Source organism: Campylobacter sp. RM12647 (assembly GCF_020138135.1).
Taxonomy (GTDB): domain Bacteria; phylum Campylobacterota; class Campylobacteria; order Campylobacterales; family Campylobacteraceae; genus Campylobacter_E.
Map to the genome: position 1 here is coordinate 1 of NZ_JACGAS010000022.1, position 17,190 is coordinate 17,190.

Here is a 17,190-nt window from a genome sequence, read left to right on the forward strand (position 1 = left end):
TACCATTATTTAATTTGCTTAAAGATTTTACTATTAGCATCATCACATATACAATATAAGGGATAAAAACCACTATAAATACAAATAAAGCAATAATAGATGTCGTAACAAAACTACTATTAATTACATTTTCTAACTCGTGAGTATTCTTATCAATCTCATCTAAATAAACACCTGTTCCAATCCATAAAGAATTTGTATTAGGTATTAATGCTACATAAGATAATTTTGGTGCTGTAATATCAGTGCCTGGTTTAGGGAAAGGAAAGGTTACAAAACCACCACCAGAATTAGCCTTTTTGCTTAATTCTTGAATAAAAAAAGTCCCATCAGGAGCTTGCATTCCCTTTAAATCTTGTCCTATTAGCTTTTTGCTAACTGGGTGAGCTACTGCTGTGGTATCTTTATAAACGAAAAAATACCCATTTCCATTGTCGAATCTAAAATTTTCTATAGCTTGTGCTATATAATCAATTTTCTCTTTTTCACTCTGTAAATCTTTTAAATGAATTGAAAGCGCATTAATCATTGCATCAGTTGATATTTTTAATTTTTCTTCTATATCAACTTGCATAATTCTTGCTACCTCATTTGAATTAGCTTGAATTGTCTTTTGATTATTATTGTAAAATAAATAAAGCATCAAAAATAAAACAAACAATCCTAAAATAATAACAAAACCAAGTTTTGCTTTTATAGTTTTTAACATTACATACTCCTTTTGAAACTTTAAATAAAACATAATTTTAAAATTTAAAAATATAAATAATGTTAAATTTAATTAAGATTTTAGGAATTTCAAAATTGAAATTCCTTTTTTACTTATTTTGCTTTAGATTTGCTAACTTCTTGCATTTTTATATAAGGTCCAAATCTATGTTGCTCTATGCTAAAATCATCATCATAAGGAGCTACATCCATATCAAGTGGTTTTGTCCTTCTATCAGGAAAATCTGCTTCACGATTAGCCTTAATTGGTCTTGGTTTTGAATTAATATAAGCTGCCACATCAAAAGCTTCTTCATCACTTAAAGTAGCATCACCTTTTGGCATATTACCTTTAATATACGAAGCTGCTTTTATTAGTCTATACATTCCAGCACCTGTGTTATAGCTATCATCTCCCCATAAAGCAGGATATACATAATATCCACCTTTTTGCTCGTCATTTAGCATTCCTGCTCCATCTTCGCCGTGACAAGCCGAGCATTTTTCTTCATAAATAACTTTACCTTTTTTAGGATCAGCTGCTCTATTTAATAATTTTACTTGAGTAAGTCCTTGCCCTTCAACATTAGCACCCACTGGCACACCTTGGCTTAAATAGTGCATATAAGCTACAATTGCTTTCATCTCTACTGAATTAATAGGCAATGGCTTACCATTCATAGAGCGTTCCATACAGCCATTTATACGATTTTCAAGAGTAGCGACTACATCGCCTCTAGCTAAGTATTGTGGAAATCTAGCATAAATTCCTACAAAACCTGATTCATAAGGAATAGTCCCGCCATTTGCGTGACAGCTGCTGCAAGATAAATTATTTCCTGCATATCTTTTACTCTCATCTTTTGCCTTTGGACCTATGTAATATGTGGTTTCATTTAGGATTTTATTGCCTAAAATCACTGCTTCAATATATTTTGAGCCTTTAGGTAATTTTTCTTCATCTAAATACCCATCATCATTCATAGCACTTGGCACTACCCAATTCATTTTAGCTTGTTTAATGCCTGTTTCTGATTTGGTTTTATTCACACTTGGGTCTATCGCAAATGCAAAAGATGATAATAATAAAATCATACTAATTTTAGTTTTCATAACTTCTCCTTAAATTAATTTAAGAAAATGCTAGGATTTTTATGTGAATTTAATGTGAAAAATAAGCATAAAAATCATAAAAAATTACAAAATTGTTACAAATTTACAAAAAATAAATAAAACTAAGAGAATTTAAAAAAATGAAGTATTAATTTTGATATTCTGTATTAAGTCAATTATAAGTATTATATTATTAAAATAAAAAACTAATATAAAGGAGAGAAAATGAGTAAAAAAATTAATATAATTATGGCTAGTGCGTTATGTTTTATATCTACAGGTTGCGTTATGCCAGAACTTTTAAATGTAAATAATGTTATAAACCATAACAACAATTCTAATACTAACACAGCTAAAATCATAAGAACATATCCTGATAAAACCATAGTAACTCAAGGAAATATGAATTATGGTAAAAAATGTGCGTTCAAAACAGACCCTAGAAATAATAAAGTTGTAGAAGTAGGCTATGTTATACAAGATGCGTGCTTGCCTGATTGGTGTAAAAAATGGTATGACAATGTAGATTTAGAACCTAAATCTGATTCTGATAAATTTCAAGTTGATACTTGCCATAGTTTTATAATATATAATGCGTCATTAGGATATAAATTGATAGAAGATTAATAAAAGATTAAATAAATTATGCCTTTAACTTTTTAAAGCATAATTTATTAATCAAAAAACTAAAAAATAAAATCTTTAAACCAACAATCAAATTCTTTTACACTTTATCTTTAAATACTTCTTCTCTTACATAAATTGTGCATTCTTCTTTTTCATCTAAGCTTCCGTCCCATTTATAAACAGCTAATATTTCTTTCAATAAAGCTATTATTTCTTTTTCATTTAATGTTTTATTATCTCTTATAGAAAGTATTTTATAGACTTTGTCATAAACTACATTATCAATCTCTTGACTAATATCATAATCTAAAATTATCCTTATATGCTCGCCTTTATAATATAAAATCCACAAAGATTTATTAAGTTTTGCATGGTCTAGCTCAGGGTCATCAAAATACATACAATTCATAAACCAGCAGTCTAATTCTTCATCTATTACAATATCCCAATCATAAGGAAATTTATGACATTGTCTGCCATACCAACTATTAGTATGTTCTCCGTAAATATACGCAAGTGAGTATTTTTTATCTAATTATCGCCAATAATTGCATTTTTAAAAGCCATTCTTTCTCCTTTTTTGAAAATAAAATTCATATTTTAATTCTTTAAAATTTTATGGAATTTAAAATAAGAATTAGCTTTTATAAAAAATATAATATTTTATTTTTTTAAGCCAATTATCTTTAGTTTTTATATCTTTAATTAAACTTAAATTTGCAAATACTAATAAATCCAAATAACGCTGAATAATAGAGAATATAAAAGATAAAATCACAAAAACTAAGAAAAACAAAATTATAAAAATTAAAATATTATCATAAACAAAAGCCCTAGCTATCAAAAATGCAATACTAAAATCTAACAGACCAAAAATAATATTTATCATTTCGCTAATTTTTAATCTTGATATTTTGCCTTTTAAAATATATGAAGCCTTACAATTAGGACATTGCAAGGTATGAATACCTAAGTCTTTTTTATAAGAAAATGATTTTAACTTTGAAATATTATAAGAGCAAAACTCGCATTCTTTATAAAATATTTTCATCTTTTTATAAGCTTTATGAAAAAATCTTTTAATTTAATTAATCTAGTTTTTTTAACTTCTAACTTCTCATTATCATCAATTAAAACAAATTTAGAAAATATAAATAAATTTAAATAATGCTCAAGTATTACCACAAAAAGCCCAATACCTAGAAAAGATACAAGCCATACAAAGATTAAAAAGACAACATTCTTACTCACAAAATCACTGCATAAAAACACACAAAAAAATGGTAGCAAAAACACAGACCATCCTAAAATCTCATTCAAAATAGCATAAATCATTACAAAATATACTTTAAGTTTCAATCCATAAGAAGCATTGCAATTAGGACATTTTAAAGTATAAATTCCTAAATCCTTTTTATAGGTATATAATTTTAATTTTGAAATCTTATAAGAGCAAAGCTCACATTCTTTATAAAACATTTTCATCCTTTATATTTTTAAAATGATTTAATTTTTTTACAAAATATCTTCAAACACTTCATCTATTATATATACTTTAAATTCTTTATCATTATCTAAGCTTCCATTCCATTTATAAACAGCTAATATTTCTTTTAATAAGGCTATTATTTCTTTTTCACTTAATGTTTTATTATCTCTTATAGAAAGGATTTTATAAACTCTATTATAAACTACATTATCAATCTCTTGTTTGATATCATAATCTAAAATTATCCTTATATGCTCGCCTTTATAATATAAAATCCACAAAGATTTATTAAGCTCTGCATGGTCTAACTCAGGGTCATCAAAATACATACAATTCATAAACCAGCAGTCTAATTCTTCATCTATTACAATATACCAATCATAAGGAAATTTATGATGTTGTCTGCCATACCAACTATTAGTATGTTCTCCGTAGATATAAGAAAGTGAGTATTTTTTATCTAGTCTATCATCAATAATTGCGTTTTTAAAAGCCATAAAATATCCTAGTAATTAGAAATTAGCTTGATGCTAATTCCTAATTTAAATTCCAAAATGATTTATTCTTTTATAGCTCTTTTTGTTAAATTAGAATAATGTTCTATTCTTCTATCTCTTAAAAACGGCCACCAGCGTCTTATTTGTTCGCATTTTTTCATATCTATAGCAACTACTACTTCAAGCTCTTCGCTTTCATTGCTTCTAAATAGCTCTTTACCTTGTGCATCATATACAAAACTATTACCCCAAAAATCAATACCATTTTTAGTAGTTTCATTGTTATTTATAAAATGTTTTTTCTCATTTTGAGTAATGCTGCTTTCGCCACTAAGACTTATATCTTCAAAACCAACACGATTTACCCCCACAACAGGCAAACAATTAGCTATTGCATGTCCTCTTTGAACGCCTAGCCACGCATTTAATTGGTCTTGCATAGTTTCACTATCATCGCTAACGCCGTTTTCATAAAGCCAACCAATAGCTGTAGGATATATTAAAATCTGCGCTCCATCTAAAGCCATAAGTCTTGCAGCTTCAGGATACCACTGATCCCAACATACTAAAACTCCTAATTTTCCTACGCTTGTATCAATCGCACGAAAACCTAAATCACCTGGAGTAAAATAAAATTTCTCATAAAAATGCGGATCATCAGGTATGTGCATTTTACGATATTTTCCTGCAATACTTCCATCACTCTCATAAACTATAGCGGTATTGTGATATAAACCTTCTAGGCGTTTTTCATATAAAGATGTAACTAATACGATATTATTATCTTTTGCTACTTCGCTCCAAAAAATCAAATCATTTTCATAATCACTAGCTAGGTCAAAATTATTAGTATTTTGCACTTGGCAAAAATAAGCACTTTGGTGTAATTCTTGTAAAATTACTAATTTTGCACCTTTTTTAGCAACATTTTTAATCTTTGCTTTTGTGATTTCTCTCATATTTTCGCTATATTTTTGTGATACTAAACCAATTTTTAACATATTTTTATCCTTATAAGTTTTCAAGATATTATCAAATTCTAGTTATTTTATATTCTTGATTATTTCCTTTCCTATAGTTCCTACCATTGTTGTATTTGGCGATACATTTTTTAAAATAGTAGCATTCGCACCGATTTTTGCATTTTTACCAATTGTGATATTGCCTAAGATAGTAGCACCTGCTCCAATTATTACTCCATCTTCAATGGTAGGATGTCTTTTACCACTAACTTTACCTGTGCCGCCTAAAGTAACCCCGTGATAAATAGTAACATTATCTCCTATAATAGTCGTTTCTCCAATCACAACTCCCATTCCGTGGTCAATAAATAAGCCTTTGCCAATTATTGCTCCTGGATGTATTTCTATACCTGTTAAAAATCTTGAAAATTGAGATATAAATCTAGCTATAAAAAATAATTTTTTCTTATACATAAAATGCGCTAAACGATGAAACAACACAGAATGTACACCAGGATATAATAAAAAAACTTCTAATTTATTTCTTGCTGCTGGGTCGTTTTTTAAAATATTTTCTAAATCATATTTTAAATTATCAAACATCAAAAATCCCCATAGAAATATATTTTTCTCCGCCATCAGGAGCTATTGCTAAAATCTTTTTATCATTTGGTAAAGTTTTTGCCAATTCTAAAGCTGCAAATATACTAGCACCAGATGAAATTCCTAATAATAATCCTTCTTTACTAGCTAATAATCTTACCATATTAATTGCATCAGCTTCATCTACACAAACAATATCATCAACCACACTAGCATCATAAATAGCAGGAACAAATCCAGCCCCTATTCCTTGAATTTTATGCGCTCCTGCTGTATTTTTACTAAGCACTGGAGATTGCTCTGGCTCTATTGCTATTACTTTAATATCTTTAAAATGCTCTTTTAATCTCTTACCAGCACCACTAATAGTCCCGCCTGTGCCTACTCCTGCTACAAAATAATCAAGAGTTTTAAATTCTTTTATGATTTCTTCTGCTGTTTTCGTATAATGCGCTTTTGTATTTGCTGGATTTTCAAATTGTTGTAAGATTATATATCTATTATCACTCTTTGCTAATTCTAAAGCTTTATTAATAGCACCTTTCATACCATCTTTTCCACTCGTAAGAATTAAATCAGCTCCGAAAGTTTTTATTAAATCTCGCCTTTCTTTACTCATAGTATCAGGCATTACTATGCAAGCTTTATAGCCCATTAATCTAGCAATCAACGCTAAAGAAATACCTGTATTTCCACTAGTTGGCTCTAAAATGATTGAATTAGAATTTAATTTTCCTTGTAATTTAGCTTCTTCTATCATAGCTAAAGCAGCTCTATCTTTTACACTACCGCTTAAATTAAATTTCTCAAGTTTTACATAAACTTGAGCCATCTTATCATTTGTTAAAGCATTGAGTTTAACTACTGGTGTATTGCCTACTAAATCTAAAATATTTTTCATAATTACCCCTTGTTTTTAAAATAAAAATTTTATTATAAATTAAAAAATTAATTAAAAAGAGTAATTATGAAAATAAAATTATTCTTCAAATATATTCATACAAGAACAATGTAATGAGCCATTTTGCCTTACGAAGACTAAGGCATTTACTAAAATAATTTTATGATTAGGTAAAGCTTTTTGTAATTTTTGTCTTACTAATTCATCATTTTTATCATCATAACAAGGCACTATTAAAGCGTCATTTACAAACACAAAATTAGCATAAGTACAGCCTAATCTTTTGCCATTATAATGTTTTGGGCTAGGAATTGGTAGTGAGATTAGATTATATTTAGTTTTTTTAAGCTCATCTTCTAAGGCTTTTAAACTAGCGTAATTTTCATCATTTTCATCTTCGCAAGAACTATAAGCGATAGTATTTTCATCAATAAATCTAGCTAAAGTATCCACATGAGAATCCGTATCATCACCTATAATGACACCATTTTCAAGCCATAAAACTTCTTGAACTTTTAAATATTTTTTAAGTGTATTTTCTATTTCTTCTTTGCTTTGTTGATTTCTATTATCGTTTAATAAACATTCAGTAGTTGTCAATAATACCTTGCCATTAGTATCAATGCTACCACCTTCTAAAATAAAATCAATTTTATTTAGGTCTTTTTTAAGATAATTTTTAAACAAATTTTCATTAAAAGCATTGTCTAAATTAGAACTAAATTTATTCCCCCAAGCATTAAAAACAAAATCCAAATTATTATCAATTGGACCAAAATCTCTAATCCAAGTATCATTAGTATTAAAACAATAAAACTCTATATTATTTAACTTTTTAAACTCATCAAGATTTGCACTTTCGTGATGAACTAAAAGCACCTTACAATGATTTGCAATAGCTTTTGCAAATTCTAAATAAGAATTTAAAATCTCATTTAAATAAGGCGACCAATCACTATCTTTATGAGGTAATGCTAATAATATATATTCACATTTTTGCCATTCTGCTCTCATTAACAAAACACCTTTATATAAACATAAGCTGCAACCACTAACCATACGCATAAAATTGCTGCCATAATAAATGGCTTAAGACCAGCTTTGCTTAACATATCCTTTCTAATATTTACTCCAAGTGCCACCATTGCTAAACTTAATAAAAATGTATCAAAAATAGCAATATTAGGCTTTATAACATTTAAAGCATATTCTGTATTTAAAATAGGCAAACTTGATATGCCACAAGCTAGTAAAAATCCTAAAGCAAACCAAGGAATTTGATTTAAGAAATTGCCTTTTTTTTCTTCTTTTTTAAATCCAAAACTAAGCATTAATAAAAACGGAACAAGCATTAAAACTCTTACCATTTTTATAACTATACTTGAATTTGCCCCATCAACTCCTATACTAGAACCCGCTCCTACAACATGTGCAACTTCGTGTAAAGTCCCGCCTACTAAAAAGCCAAATAATCTACCATCTAAATCAAATAGATTTTGAACCAATGGATAAACAAACATTCCAATACAACCATACACAACTACGGTGCAAACTGCTATACCAACTCTTGCCGAACCACCTTTTAGCACACTCTCACTAGCTAAAACAGCAGCAGCTCCACAAATACTAGAACCACTAGCAATTAATGCTGATTGTAAAAAGTCTATTTTTAATAATTTTCCTATTAATAAGCCAATAAAAAATGTAGAAAAAACTATAAAAAAAGCAAGTCCAACTCCACTTAAACCAATGCTTTCAATATCACTTAAAGAAATTCTAAAACCATAAAGAATAATCCCTAGTCTTAAAATCTGCTTAGTGCATACTCCTAAAGCACCTGTTTTTTTTAATAAGCTTACATTATGATGTGCGAAATTTCCAATAACAGCTCCCAAAATTACGGCAATTATTAAAGCTGATATTCCAAAGTTCTTAAAAAAGCTTAATTCACCAATAGCATAAGAACAAAATGCTAAAACTACTAATACTACATAACTTTCTATTTTTTTACTTTTATAAATTTTATTTACCCCCAAAGCTACTTGCTCTGGGGATTTGTTGTGTTTTTTACTCACTCTTTTTCCATTCTACTTACTGCATTTATACCAATTAAGCTAAAACCTGTTTTTATACATAAAGCAACTTGAGCAAATATTTTTAAATATTGCTCTTCGTTTTCATGTCCAATAACTCTAGTTTCATTATAAATTTTATGAAATGAACTTGCGATTTGTTTTAAATAATCGCATAATTTAGAAAGAGTTCTGCTATTAAAAGCGTCTTCTAAAACATCATTTAAAGCTAAAGCATCAAATAATAAATTAAGTGCATTTTCATCTTTAAAATTACTTAAGCTAACATTAATTACATCATTAAAGTTTTTATTAGCTTTTGCAAATATTTGATGAATTCTTGCGTGTGCGTAGTTTATATAAAAAATAGGATTTGAATTATCTTGCTTTTTAAACTCATCTACATCAAACTCAAGCGGGCTATCACAACGTTTACTTATAAAAATATATCTTAAAGCATCTACGCCAATATCATCTAAAACATCGCTAAATAAAATGACATTACCTTTTCTTTTACTCATTTTATAAGGTTGTCCATTTTTTAGCAAATTAACCATTTGAGCTAGGATTACTTCAAGATTATTAGCATCATGCCCTAAAGCACTCATAGCAGCTTTTACACGAGCAATGTAGCCGTGATGATCAGCTCCCCATATATTAATAACTTTATCATATCCCCTACTTAATTTATCATCGTGATAAACAATATCAGCTGCTAAATAAGTCCCCCTACCATCTTCACGCACGATAACTCTATCTAAGTCATCTCCGTATTTTGTAGATGCTAAATATAATTTATCATCTTTTAAATATGTTGCTTCGGCTTTTTTTAATTTTTCTAAAGTTTCTTCAAGCTTTGGATAATAAGCAGTTTCGCTTACATAATTATCAATCTTAATTCTAGCATTTGCTAAAGTTTGCTTGATTTCTTTTAAGACTTCATCTTTAGCTAAACTTGCTATTTTGGTTTTGTTATTTATAAAATCATCTTTAAATTTATCATAAAAAATCCTAGCAAGTTCTTGCATATACTCGCCACCATAAAAGCTTTCAGGATATTCAACATTTTCTTTTAAAACAAAATCTCTTATAGCTAAAATAACGCTTTCGCCTAATAAATCTATTTGATTACCTGCATCATTTACATAATATTCTGTATCAAATGTATAGCCTAAATGTTTTGCAATTTTATTTAAACTATCTCCATAAATAGCACCCCTTGCGTGCCCTATGTGAAGCGGTCCTGTTGGATTTGCACTTACATATTCAAGCAAGATTTTATAATTTTTTTTAGGACTTTTTGCAAAATCTTCTGGGTTATTTAAAGCATTTTTACATAATTTATCTAAAAAATCATTTGATAATTTGAAATTGACATAAGCATTCACTGCTTCAACACTGCTAAAAATCTCACAATTTTTCAATTTTTCTGCAAAATCTGCTGCAATTTTATTTGGGGCTAATTTAAGCTCTTTTGCAAAGCTAAAGCAAGGCATTGCAAAATGAGCTAAATTTCTATCTTTTGGACTTTCTAAACTAAATTCGCATTCTAATACTTTTGATAAATACTCTTTAATACTTTCCTTTAGCATTAGGCTTTTTGCTCGCTTTTTACTTCATTAGCTTCAGTTTTTTTAGTATTATCAGCTAATTCATCAATTTCATTCACAGGCTTTGCAGTAGTATCATCTGCCATTTCTTTTTTAAATGTTTTAATACCTTTTCCTAAGCCTTTTGCAAGTTCTGGTAATTTTTTACCACCAAATAATAAAATGATTACTAATAAAACAATAATCCAGTGCCATCCACTACCTATTCCCATATTATTCTCCTTTTTTCCATTCTGAAATAAATTTTTTAATGTCTTTATTTAACACTTTTAAGTTTGCTGCTTGGTAAAGTAATTTAAGCTCTTTATAAGCTTTTTCCAAATCATCATTTATAATAAAAAAATCATATCTTCCAATAGCTTGAACTTCAGCAGTTGCATTATGAAGTCTTTTAGCAATTACATCAGGATTTTCTGTGCCACGAGAAACAAGGCGTTCTTTTAATACTTTTTCATTCTCAGGACTTATAAAAACTGATAAAAAATCTTTACCTAATTTATCTTTTACTATTCTAAAGCCTTGAACATCTATATCTAAAATAACATTTTTACCATTTTCTAAAGCGTCATAAATTGGTTTTAATGGCGTTCCATAATAATTCCCATGAACATTAGCATACTCTAAAAATTCATCATTTTTAATTCCTAATTCAAATTCTTCGTGGGTCAAATAATAATAATTTACACCCTCTTTTTCTCCTGCTCTAGGAGCTCTAGTGGTTGCTGATATTGAAAAATAAAAATCATTATAATCTTGTGCTAAACGCTCTAATAGTGTGCTTTTGCCCGCACCACTTGGGCCTGATATTAATAAAATTCCTGCCATAATTAATCTTTAAAACTTATATTAATTGATATATTTATATCTTTTATACGATTTTTCGTGCCTTTTGTGCTATTGATAATAGCTTGATTTACTGCTTTTGTAACATTTTCGCTAACTTCACTAATGTCATCATCAACATTTGCTTCTATGCTATTAGTAAAATCATTATTTTTTTCTTTTATATCTTCATTATTGTCTAATAATTCTACAACTTCCTCCCCTAACGCTTTTTTAATTTCAATTTCATTTAAATCATCAAAATCACTCACTTTTTCATCTCCTACAATTTCTTGAATATCTTCAATATCATCTTTAATATCATCAAAAGCAGCTAAAGAACCTAATTCATTATCTTGAATATCTTCTAAATGATTATTAACATTCAAATCTTCTTTCACATCTTCAAATTCTTCTTCTAAACCACTATCATTAAAATCATCTTTCATATCTTCAGCTACATCTAAATCACCCGTAACAACATCAAAATCATTTGTTATTTCTGTATTTAAATCATCTTCTAAATCTTTAAAATTATCATCTTCATAACTATTATTTATATCTTCTTCTAAATCATTTGAACTTGTAAAATCAATATCATCTTGCAATAAATCTTGATAATCTCTACTTAATTCTTCAAAACTTTCAGGTAATGAAAATTCATCAATATTATTCAAATCATCTAAATTTAAATCATTATTTAAATTCTCTTCTAAATCATCTATATCTTTCGTAGTTTTTAAATCTTCTTCTAAAACAATAGCATTACTTAATTCATCTAAATTCTCAATATCACTTAAAGTATCCAAATCTTGCGATAATTCATCATTATTTAAATTCTCATCTTCGTTAAAATCAGATAATTTCGTATCTAATTCATCATCTAAAGAATTTAAATCATCAAGAGTGCTTAAATTCTCATCTAATTCATCATTAGTATCATCTAAATCTTGTGGTAACTCATCATCTAAAGAAGTTAAATCATTAGAACTATCCAAATCTTGCGATAATTCATCATTATTTAAATTCTCATCTTCATTAAAATCAGATAATTTCGTATCTAATTCATCATCTAAAGAATTTAAATCATCAAGAGTGCTTAAATTCTCATCTAATTCATTATTAATATCATCTAAACCTTGAGATACTTCATCATTATTTAAATTATCAAGTTCTTCAATATTATCCAATTCTTCACTAAATTTATTATCAACATCATCTAAATTCTCTAAATCTTGCAGCAATTCATCATCTAAAGAAGTTAAATCATTAGAACTATCTAAATCTTGCAATAATTCATCGTTATTTAAATTATCAAGTTCTTCAATATTATCTATGTTAAAATCATCTATAGAATTTAATTCATCAGTATTATCTAAATCAAGCTTAGTTTCCAAACCTAAACTATTACCAAAATCATTCAAGTCTAAACTATCTAAATCAGTGATATTATCTATTTTAAATTCTTCCAAATCAATATCATCACTTAATAAATCAATATTATCTAAATCGCTAGTATTAAAATCTTCTTTTAATTCGTCTTTAAAACTATTTATCAAATCTATAAAATCAGTAGGTAAAAATGGTTTATGAATAACTATTGCATCATTACTTGTTTCATTTTTTGCTAATATAAGAATTAGTTTTTTAGACATTTGTTGACATAATTTAATATCAACTTCACACTCATTATCAGCTATAATAATATCACAAGGTTCAAGCTCTTCTAAATTATTTATTTCTTTATAAGTAATATTTAATTTTTGCAAACTAAGGCTTATTAATCTTGAAATTGCTGGATTTTTATTAATTAATATTGCATTCATTATACCTTCCTAACTTACAAATAGTTCAAGTTGTAAAAACACTTTTAAAACCAATTCTTTAAAATAAAACAAGATTGTAGCTAAAATTGTCATCAAAACAATAAATGCTATCGTTATTTTTATAGGATAGCCTACCACTAAAAGGTTAAATTGTGGCATTGTTTTCATAAGCAAACCAAATACAAAATCACTAAGCATTGATATAGCAATTATTGGAAACGCAAGGCTAAGACCAATTAAATATATATCTTTAGTCTCATTCATTATCTGTCTAAACCAACCATCATGCAAAGCAAAATCACCTAAAGCAATACCATTTAAACTCTTTGCCCAAAATAACAAAACCAAATGATGTCCATCATAAGCTAAAAACAAAAGCAATGCAATAAGAGAAATAAAGTGACCAATGATAGGAGTATTTGCACCAGTATTTGGATCAAGCACGCTCGCCATAGAAAAACCCATAATAAAACTAATATGTTCTCCACTCATTTGTAAAATCGTAAAAGTAAGCTGCAAACAAAGACCTGCAACAAGTCCTAACAAAAGCTCAGTTATAAGAGCAATAACTAAATAATTTGGCGTTATATTAGTATGAGCTAATGGATAGAAAAAAAAAGTCATAATAATAACAAAACTAGACTTAATAACCACAGGAATTTGTAAATGCGAATAAAATGGAAAAAACAAGCAAAGTCCACTCATTCTAGCAAGTAATAGCATAAACAAAACTATGTTTTGCTCACTAAATAATCTTACTAGTTCCATTCTTGAATAATTTGCTCTAATTCATCTATACATTCATCACAAGATTTATAAATAATATGAGAAAATAAAGCTTCATTTATATATTTATTTTTTTCTAAATTAATTAGTATGTTTTTAGATTTTGCAAACCTTAATAAATAATTTATATTAATAACTGCACCACTTGTTCCTATGATAACCACCAAATCATCTTCATTAAGATTATAAAATGTTGAATATAAATCAGTATAAAATGGCGCTTGTTCTCCAAAAAATACCACACTAGGCTTAATTAATTTACTTTGGCATTTTTTACAATTTTCAAATTTAAATTCCAAATCATCATTTAAATTAAGCTTAGTAATATCATTACAATTAGTGCAGTGTAATTCTAATAATTTTCCGTGCAAGTGAATTACATTTTCACACCCTGCACGCTCTAATAAATCATCAACATTTTGAGTAAAATTAATAACTTCAAAACGCTTTGATATTTCAGCAATTTTTTCGTGCATTTTATTAGGTTTAACTTTTCTTAATTCAAGTCTTCTCTTATTATAAAATTCATGAACTAAATTAAAATTTTTAATCCAAGTTTGATAATTACAAACTATATCTAAATCATATTGTTCCCACAAACCATCATTATCTCTAAAAGTGCTTAAGCCAGATGGGGCACTAAGACCAGCTCCACTTAAAAAAACTAACTTACTCATTATTTATCCTTAAAATATCATCACACATTAAAGCTAAATTTTCATCGTGAGTAATTAAAAATAAGGCTGAATTATTTAATTTAACATAATCAATCAATAATTTCATAGCTATTTTTGCATTTGTTGGGTCAAGATTTCCAGTTGGCTCATCAGCAAAAATAATTTTAGGTTTTTTGCAAAGAACTCTAGCAATACTTACTCTTTGTTGCTCTCCGCCACTTAATTCGTTAGCTTTTTTATTTAGAATTTCTTTAATACCTAAAAAATTAATTATCTCATCATCTATTTTATTATTTGATAAAACACTTGCTAATTCAATATTTTCATAAGCTGAAAATCCTTTAAAAAGATAATGCTGCTGAAAAATAATTCCAAAATCATTTCTTCTTATTAATAATCTTTCATCTTCGCTAAGTTTATAAATATTCTTATCTTTATAAAAGACTTCCCCACTATCAGGTGCTAAAAGTGTTGATAGAATATGCAATAATGTAGATTTTCCGCAACCACTTTTGCCTAAGACGGCTAAAGTTTGTTGCGGATTTAAAGTTAAATTTAAATTGTTAAATAAAACGGCATCGTATTTTTTACCAATACCGCTTGCTTTTAACATTAATTACCCATTTGAGCTGCAACTTCTGCTGCGAAATCTTCGTTTTTCTTTTCTAAGCCTTCGCCAACTTCATATTTTACGAAGCTTTCAATTACCAATTCATCTTTTAATTCAGCTGATTTATCAGCAATAACTTGCTCTATAGTTTTCTTATCATCCATTACATAAAATTGTCCCATTAATGTAAGGCGAGAATCTAAAATTGAGTTATCAGCTATAAATCTAGCCATTTGACCAGGAACAATTTTATCCCAAATTTGCTCTGGTTTATTTTGAGCTTTTAATTCAGCTTTTATATCTTCTTCAGCTTTCTTTAAAACTGCATCAGTAATTTGTAATCTACTTGCAAATTGTGGAATTTTATGAAGTGGCTTTTTAAGGCGAACTAATTCTTCATTTTCTTTTTCAAGTTCAGCACATAAAGCTCTATATTCAGCTTCTACAAATTCCTTATCTAAATCTTTATAGCTTAAAACACTTGGTTTCATAGCTGCAATATGCATACAAAGTTGTTTTAAAAATTCTTCAACTTTTGCTTTATTAGCAGCATTATTAAATTTAGCCTTAACGATAACACCTACACGACCATTTGTGTGTAAATAACCACTTAAAGCTTCATTATCATTTGCTTTTAAAGTAGCAAATCTTCTTACTACTAAATTTTCTCCAATAGTTGCGATTTGATTTTTTAGATAATCTTCAAATTTAGCCCCATCAATATTGCTATTTAATAAACTTTCAATATCACAAACTCCACTAACTTGAACTTGCTCAACTGTTTTATTTACTAAATCTATAAATTTATCATTTTTAGCAACGAAGTCAGTTTCTGAATTGATTTCTACTAAACTTGCTAAATTATTTGAAAGTTTAACACCAATTAAACCTTCAGCTGCTAATCTATCAGCTTTTTTAGCAGCTTTACTTAAGCCTTTTTCTCTTAAGTATTCAACCGCTTTTTGCATATCTCCATCACACTCTTTAAGTGCGTTTTTACAATCCATCATTCCAGCACCTGTGCTTTCGCGCAGGTCTTTTACCATAGCTGCTGTAATTTCTGCCATTACATTTCCCCTTCCATCATAGCTTCTTCTAATACTTCTTGTTTTTCATCTTCACTAACTTCTGCTCTTTCAACTACTTCACCATCTTGTTCTCTTAAAGCTTTACCTTCTAATATAGCTTCGCACATTTCTTGGCAGAATAATTGAACTGAACGAATAGCATCATCATTACCTGGGATAGGAAAATCTACAACATCAGGATCGCAGTTTGTATCAATTGGAGCTACTACTGGGATTTTTAATCTATTTGCTTCTGCAACTGCAATTTTTTCTTTTACTGTATCAATTACAAAAATCATATCAGGGCGAGTTTTAAGGTCTCTAATACCGCCTAAATAATCTAATAATTTTTCTTTTTTACGATTTAGCATTAATGCTTCTTTTTTAGTTAATAAATTAATGCTTCCATCTTCTTGCATACTTTCAATAACTTCAAGTTTTCTAATTGATTGGCGAATAGTTTCAAAGTTTGTCATCATACCGCCTAACCATCTGTGATTTACATATGGCATTCCACATTTAATTGCATATTCTTTAATAGCATCTGTTGCTTGCTTTTTAGTTCCAACAAATAAAATTGTTTTACCTTCTGCTGCTGCATCACGAACGATATTGTATGTATATCTAAAATATCTAATTGTTTTTTGTAAATCAATTACATAAATACCTTTTCTCTCACCAAAAATGAACTTTTTCATTTTAGGATTCCAGCGTCTTGTTTGATGCCCAAAATGCACACCACATTCTAATAAATCTCTCATTGTAACCATAGGTTTCTCCTTAAAAAATTGTTTTTACCTCCACACCCAAATACAACTAG

Annotated in this window: 21 protein-coding genes; 1 reads left to right on the top strand and 20 read right to left on the bottom strand. The window is 28.1% G+C overall.

Features of this window, described 5'->3' with window-relative positions; translation table 11 throughout:
• Both AVBRAN12647_RS07665 and AVBRAN12647_RS07670 read right to left on the bottom strand, forming a co-directional pair.
• A partial coding sequence (locus AVBRAN12647_RS07665) for a cache domain-containing protein (RefSeq protein WP_336614969.1) occupies positions 1-709 on the bottom strand: 709 nt, incomplete at its 3' end.
• A 113-nt stretch (positions 710-822) separates the two neighbouring features.
• Positions 823-1,821 (bottom strand): c-type cytochrome, encoded by a 999-nt coding sequence (locus AVBRAN12647_RS07670; RefSeq protein WP_336608293.1) that lies wholly within the window; start codon positions 1,819-1,821, stop codon positions 823-825.
• Positions 1,822-2,046: 225 nt separating this feature from the next.
• Between AVBRAN12647_RS07670 and AVBRAN12647_RS07675 the strand changes: the two genes are divergently transcribed.
• Positions 2,047-2,448, top strand: a complete 402-nt coding sequence (locus AVBRAN12647_RS07675) for a hypothetical protein (RefSeq protein ID WP_214150614.1) — start codon at positions 2,047-2,049, stop codon at positions 2,446-2,448.
• Positions 2,449-2,545: 97 nt separating this feature from the next.
• On the opposite strand, the gene AVBRAN12647_RS07680 is transcribed toward AVBRAN12647_RS07675, so the two are convergent.
• From AVBRAN12647_RS07680 to rpsB, 18 genes are all read right to left on the bottom strand, one after another.
• Positions 2,546-2,848 carry a hypothetical protein gene (locus tag AVBRAN12647_RS07680; protein WP_336614970.1) on the bottom strand — a complete coding sequence of 101 codons (303 nt, stop codon included), beginning with the start codon at positions 2,846-2,848 and terminating at the stop codon, positions 2,546-2,548.
• 237 nt (positions 2,849-3,085) lie between these two features.
• Complete coding sequence (locus AVBRAN12647_RS07685; RefSeq protein WP_336614971.1) at positions 3,086-3,499, bottom strand: hypothetical protein; 414 nt, start codon at positions 3,497-3,499, stop codon at positions 3,086-3,088.
• Positions 3,496-3,927, bottom strand: a complete 432-nt coding sequence (locus AVBRAN12647_RS07690) for a hypothetical protein (RefSeq protein WP_336614972.1) — start codon at positions 3,925-3,927, stop codon at positions 3,496-3,498. Before AVBRAN12647_RS07690 ends, AVBRAN12647_RS07685 begins: the two co-directional genes overlap by 4 nt.
• A 36-nt stretch (positions 3,928-3,963) precedes the next feature.
• Positions 3,964-4,434 carry a hypothetical protein gene (locus tag AVBRAN12647_RS07695; protein ID WP_336614973.1) on the bottom strand — a complete coding sequence of 157 codons (471 nt, stop codon included), beginning with the start codon at positions 4,432-4,434 and terminating at the stop codon, positions 3,964-3,966.
• A 62-nt stretch (positions 4,435-4,496) separates the two neighbouring features.
• Positions 4,497-5,435, bottom strand: coding sequence for a carbon-nitrogen hydrolase (locus tag AVBRAN12647_RS07700; RefSeq protein ID WP_442862281.1), 939 nt, complete (start codon positions 5,433-5,435; stop codon positions 4,497-4,499).
• A 42-nt stretch (positions 5,436-5,477) separates the two neighbouring features.
• Entirely contained in the window at positions 5,478-5,999 is a 522-nt protein-coding gene (epsC, locus tag AVBRAN12647_RS07705) for a serine O-acetyltransferase EpsC (RefSeq protein ID WP_214115729.1), read from the bottom strand.
• Complete coding sequence (cysK, locus tag AVBRAN12647_RS07710; RefSeq protein WP_336614974.1) at positions 5,992-6,900, bottom strand: cysteine synthase A; 909 nt, start codon at positions 6,898-6,900, stop codon at positions 5,992-5,994. Before cysK ends, epsC begins: the two co-directional genes overlap by 8 nt.
• A 78-nt stretch (positions 6,901-6,978) precedes the next feature.
• A complete protein-coding gene (locus AVBRAN12647_RS07715) occupies positions 6,979-7,914 on the bottom strand; it encodes an agmatine deiminase family protein (RefSeq protein WP_336609568.1) in 936 nt (311 codons plus the stop codon).
• Positions 7,914-8,975: a YeiH family protein gene (locus tag AVBRAN12647_RS07720; RefSeq protein WP_336614975.1), complete on the bottom strand. Its 1,062-nt coding sequence runs from the start codon at positions 8,973-8,975 to the stop codon at positions 7,914-7,916. The genes AVBRAN12647_RS07715 and AVBRAN12647_RS07720 overlap by 1 nt, the downstream gene beginning before the upstream one ends.
• Positions 8,972-10,564, bottom strand: coding sequence for an arginine--tRNA ligase (argS, locus tag AVBRAN12647_RS07725; protein ID WP_267524420.1), 1,593 nt, complete (start codon positions 10,562-10,564; stop codon positions 8,972-8,974). Before argS ends, AVBRAN12647_RS07720 begins: the two co-directional genes overlap by 4 nt.
• Positions 10,564-10,794 (bottom strand): twin-arginine translocase TatA/TatE family subunit, encoded by a 231-nt coding sequence (tatA, locus tag AVBRAN12647_RS07730; RefSeq protein WP_214115733.1) that lies wholly within the window; start codon positions 10,792-10,794, stop codon positions 10,564-10,566. Before tatA ends, argS begins: the two co-directional genes overlap by 1 nt.
• Position 10,795: 1 nt before the next feature.
• The gene (gmk, locus tag AVBRAN12647_RS07735; RefSeq protein ID WP_214115734.1) at positions 10,796-11,407 is read right to left on the bottom strand and encodes a guanylate kinase; all 612 of its coding nucleotides are present in this window, start codon (positions 11,405-11,407) and stop codon (positions 10,796-10,798) included.
• Positions 11,408-11,409: 2 nt separating this feature from the next.
• Complete coding sequence (locus tag AVBRAN12647_RS07740) at positions 11,410-13,230, bottom strand: hypothetical protein (protein ID WP_336614976.1); 1,821 nt, start codon at positions 13,228-13,230, stop codon at positions 11,410-11,412.
• A 9-nt stretch (positions 13,231-13,239) separates the two neighbouring features.
• The gene (gene fliR, locus AVBRAN12647_RS07745) at positions 13,240-13,998 is read right to left on the bottom strand and encodes a flagellar biosynthetic protein FliR (RefSeq protein WP_214115736.1); all 759 of its coding nucleotides are present in this window, start codon (positions 13,996-13,998) and stop codon (positions 13,240-13,242) included.
• The gene (locus AVBRAN12647_RS07750) at positions 13,989-14,693 is read right to left on the bottom strand and encodes an SIR2 family NAD-dependent protein deacylase (protein ID WP_336614977.1); all 705 of its coding nucleotides are present in this window, start codon (positions 14,691-14,693) and stop codon (positions 13,989-13,991) included. Before AVBRAN12647_RS07750 ends, fliR begins: the two co-directional genes overlap by 10 nt.
• Positions 14,686-15,306: an ABC transporter ATP-binding protein gene (locus AVBRAN12647_RS07755; RefSeq protein ID WP_214120152.1), complete on the bottom strand. Its 621-nt coding sequence runs from the start codon at positions 15,304-15,306 to the stop codon at positions 14,686-14,688. The genes AVBRAN12647_RS07750 and AVBRAN12647_RS07755 overlap by 8 nt, the downstream gene beginning before the upstream one ends.
• Positions 15,306-16,370 (bottom strand): translation elongation factor Ts, encoded by a 1,065-nt coding sequence (gene tsf / locus AVBRAN12647_RS07760; RefSeq protein ID WP_336614978.1) that lies wholly within the window; start codon positions 16,368-16,370, stop codon positions 15,306-15,308. The genes AVBRAN12647_RS07755 and tsf overlap by 1 nt, the downstream gene beginning before the upstream one ends.
• Complete coding sequence (gene rpsB, locus AVBRAN12647_RS07765) at positions 16,370-17,140, bottom strand: 30S ribosomal protein S2 (RefSeq protein ID WP_214115740.1); 771 nt, start codon at positions 17,138-17,140, stop codon at positions 16,370-16,372. The genes tsf and rpsB overlap by 1 nt, the downstream gene beginning before the upstream one ends.
• Positions 17,141-17,190: the final 50 nt, after the last annotated feature.

Bases quoted from the DNA above. Each gene is read 5' to 3' on its own strand.
- gmk (WP_214115734.1), bottom strand. From the start codon at position 11,407: ATGGCAGGAATTTTATTAATATCAGGCCCAAGTGGTGCGGGCAAAAGC.
- argS (WP_267524420.1), bottom strand. From the start codon at position 10,564: ATGCTAAAGGAAAGTATTAAAGAGTATTTATCAAAAGTATTAGAATGC.
- epsC (WP_214115729.1), bottom strand. From the start codon at position 5,999: ATGTTTGATAATTTAAAATATGATTTAGAAAATATTTTAAAAAACGAC.
- AVBRAN12647_RS07715 (WP_336609568.1), bottom strand. From the start codon at position 7,914: ATGAGAGCAGAATGGCAAAAATGTGAATATATATTATTAGCATTACCT.
- AVBRAN12647_RS07695 (WP_336614973.1), bottom strand. From the start codon at position 4,434: ATGGCTTTTAAAAACGCAATTATTGATGATAGACTAGATAAAAAATAC.
- AVBRAN12647_RS07740 (WP_336614976.1), bottom strand. From the start codon at position 13,230: ATGAATGCAATATTAATTAATAAAAATCCAGCAATTTCAAGATTAATA.
- cysK (WP_336614974.1), bottom strand. From the start codon at position 6,900: ATGAAAAATATTTTAGATTTAGTAGGCAATACACCAGTAGTTAAACTC.
- tatA (WP_214115733.1), bottom strand. From the start codon at position 10,794: ATGGGAATAGGTAGTGGATGGCACTGGATTATTGTTTTATTAGTAATC.
- rpsB (WP_214115740.1), bottom strand. From the start codon at position 17,140: ATGGTTACAATGAGAGATTTATTAGAATGTGGTGTGCATTTTGGGCAT.
- fliR (WP_214115736.1), bottom strand. From the start codon at position 13,998: ATGGAACTAGTAAGATTATTTAGTGAGCAAAACATAGTTTTGTTTATG.
- tsf (WP_336614978.1), bottom strand. From the start codon at position 16,370: ATGGCAGAAATTACAGCAGCTATGGTAAAAGACCTGCGCGAAAGCACA.
- AVBRAN12647_RS07750 (WP_336614977.1), bottom strand. From the start codon at position 14,693: ATGAGTAAGTTAGTTTTTTTAAGTGGAGCTGGTCTTAGTGCCCCATCT.
- AVBRAN12647_RS07675 (WP_214150614.1), top strand. From the start codon at position 2,047: ATGAGTAAAAAAATTAATATAATTATGGCTAGTGCGTTATGTTTTATA.
- AVBRAN12647_RS07680 (WP_336614970.1), bottom strand. From the start codon at position 2,848: ATGTATTTTGATGACCCTGAGCTAGACCATGCAAAACTTAATAAATCT.
- AVBRAN12647_RS07685 (WP_336614971.1), bottom strand. From the start codon at position 3,499: ATGAAAATATTTTATAAAGAATGCGAGTTTTGCTCTTATAATATTTCA.
- AVBRAN12647_RS07700 (WP_442862281.1), bottom strand. From the start codon at position 5,435: ATGTTAAAAATTGGTTTAGTATCACAAAAATATAGCGAAAATATGAGA.
- AVBRAN12647_RS07690 (WP_336614972.1), bottom strand. From the start codon at position 3,927: ATGTTTTATAAAGAATGTGAGCTTTGCTCTTATAAGATTTCAAAATTA.
- AVBRAN12647_RS07755 (WP_214120152.1), bottom strand. From the start codon at position 15,306: ATGTTAAAAGCAAGCGGTATTGGTAAAAAATACGATGCCGTTTTATTT.
- AVBRAN12647_RS07670 (WP_336608293.1), bottom strand. From the start codon at position 1,821: ATGAAAACTAAAATTAGTATGATTTTATTATTATCATCTTTTGCATTT.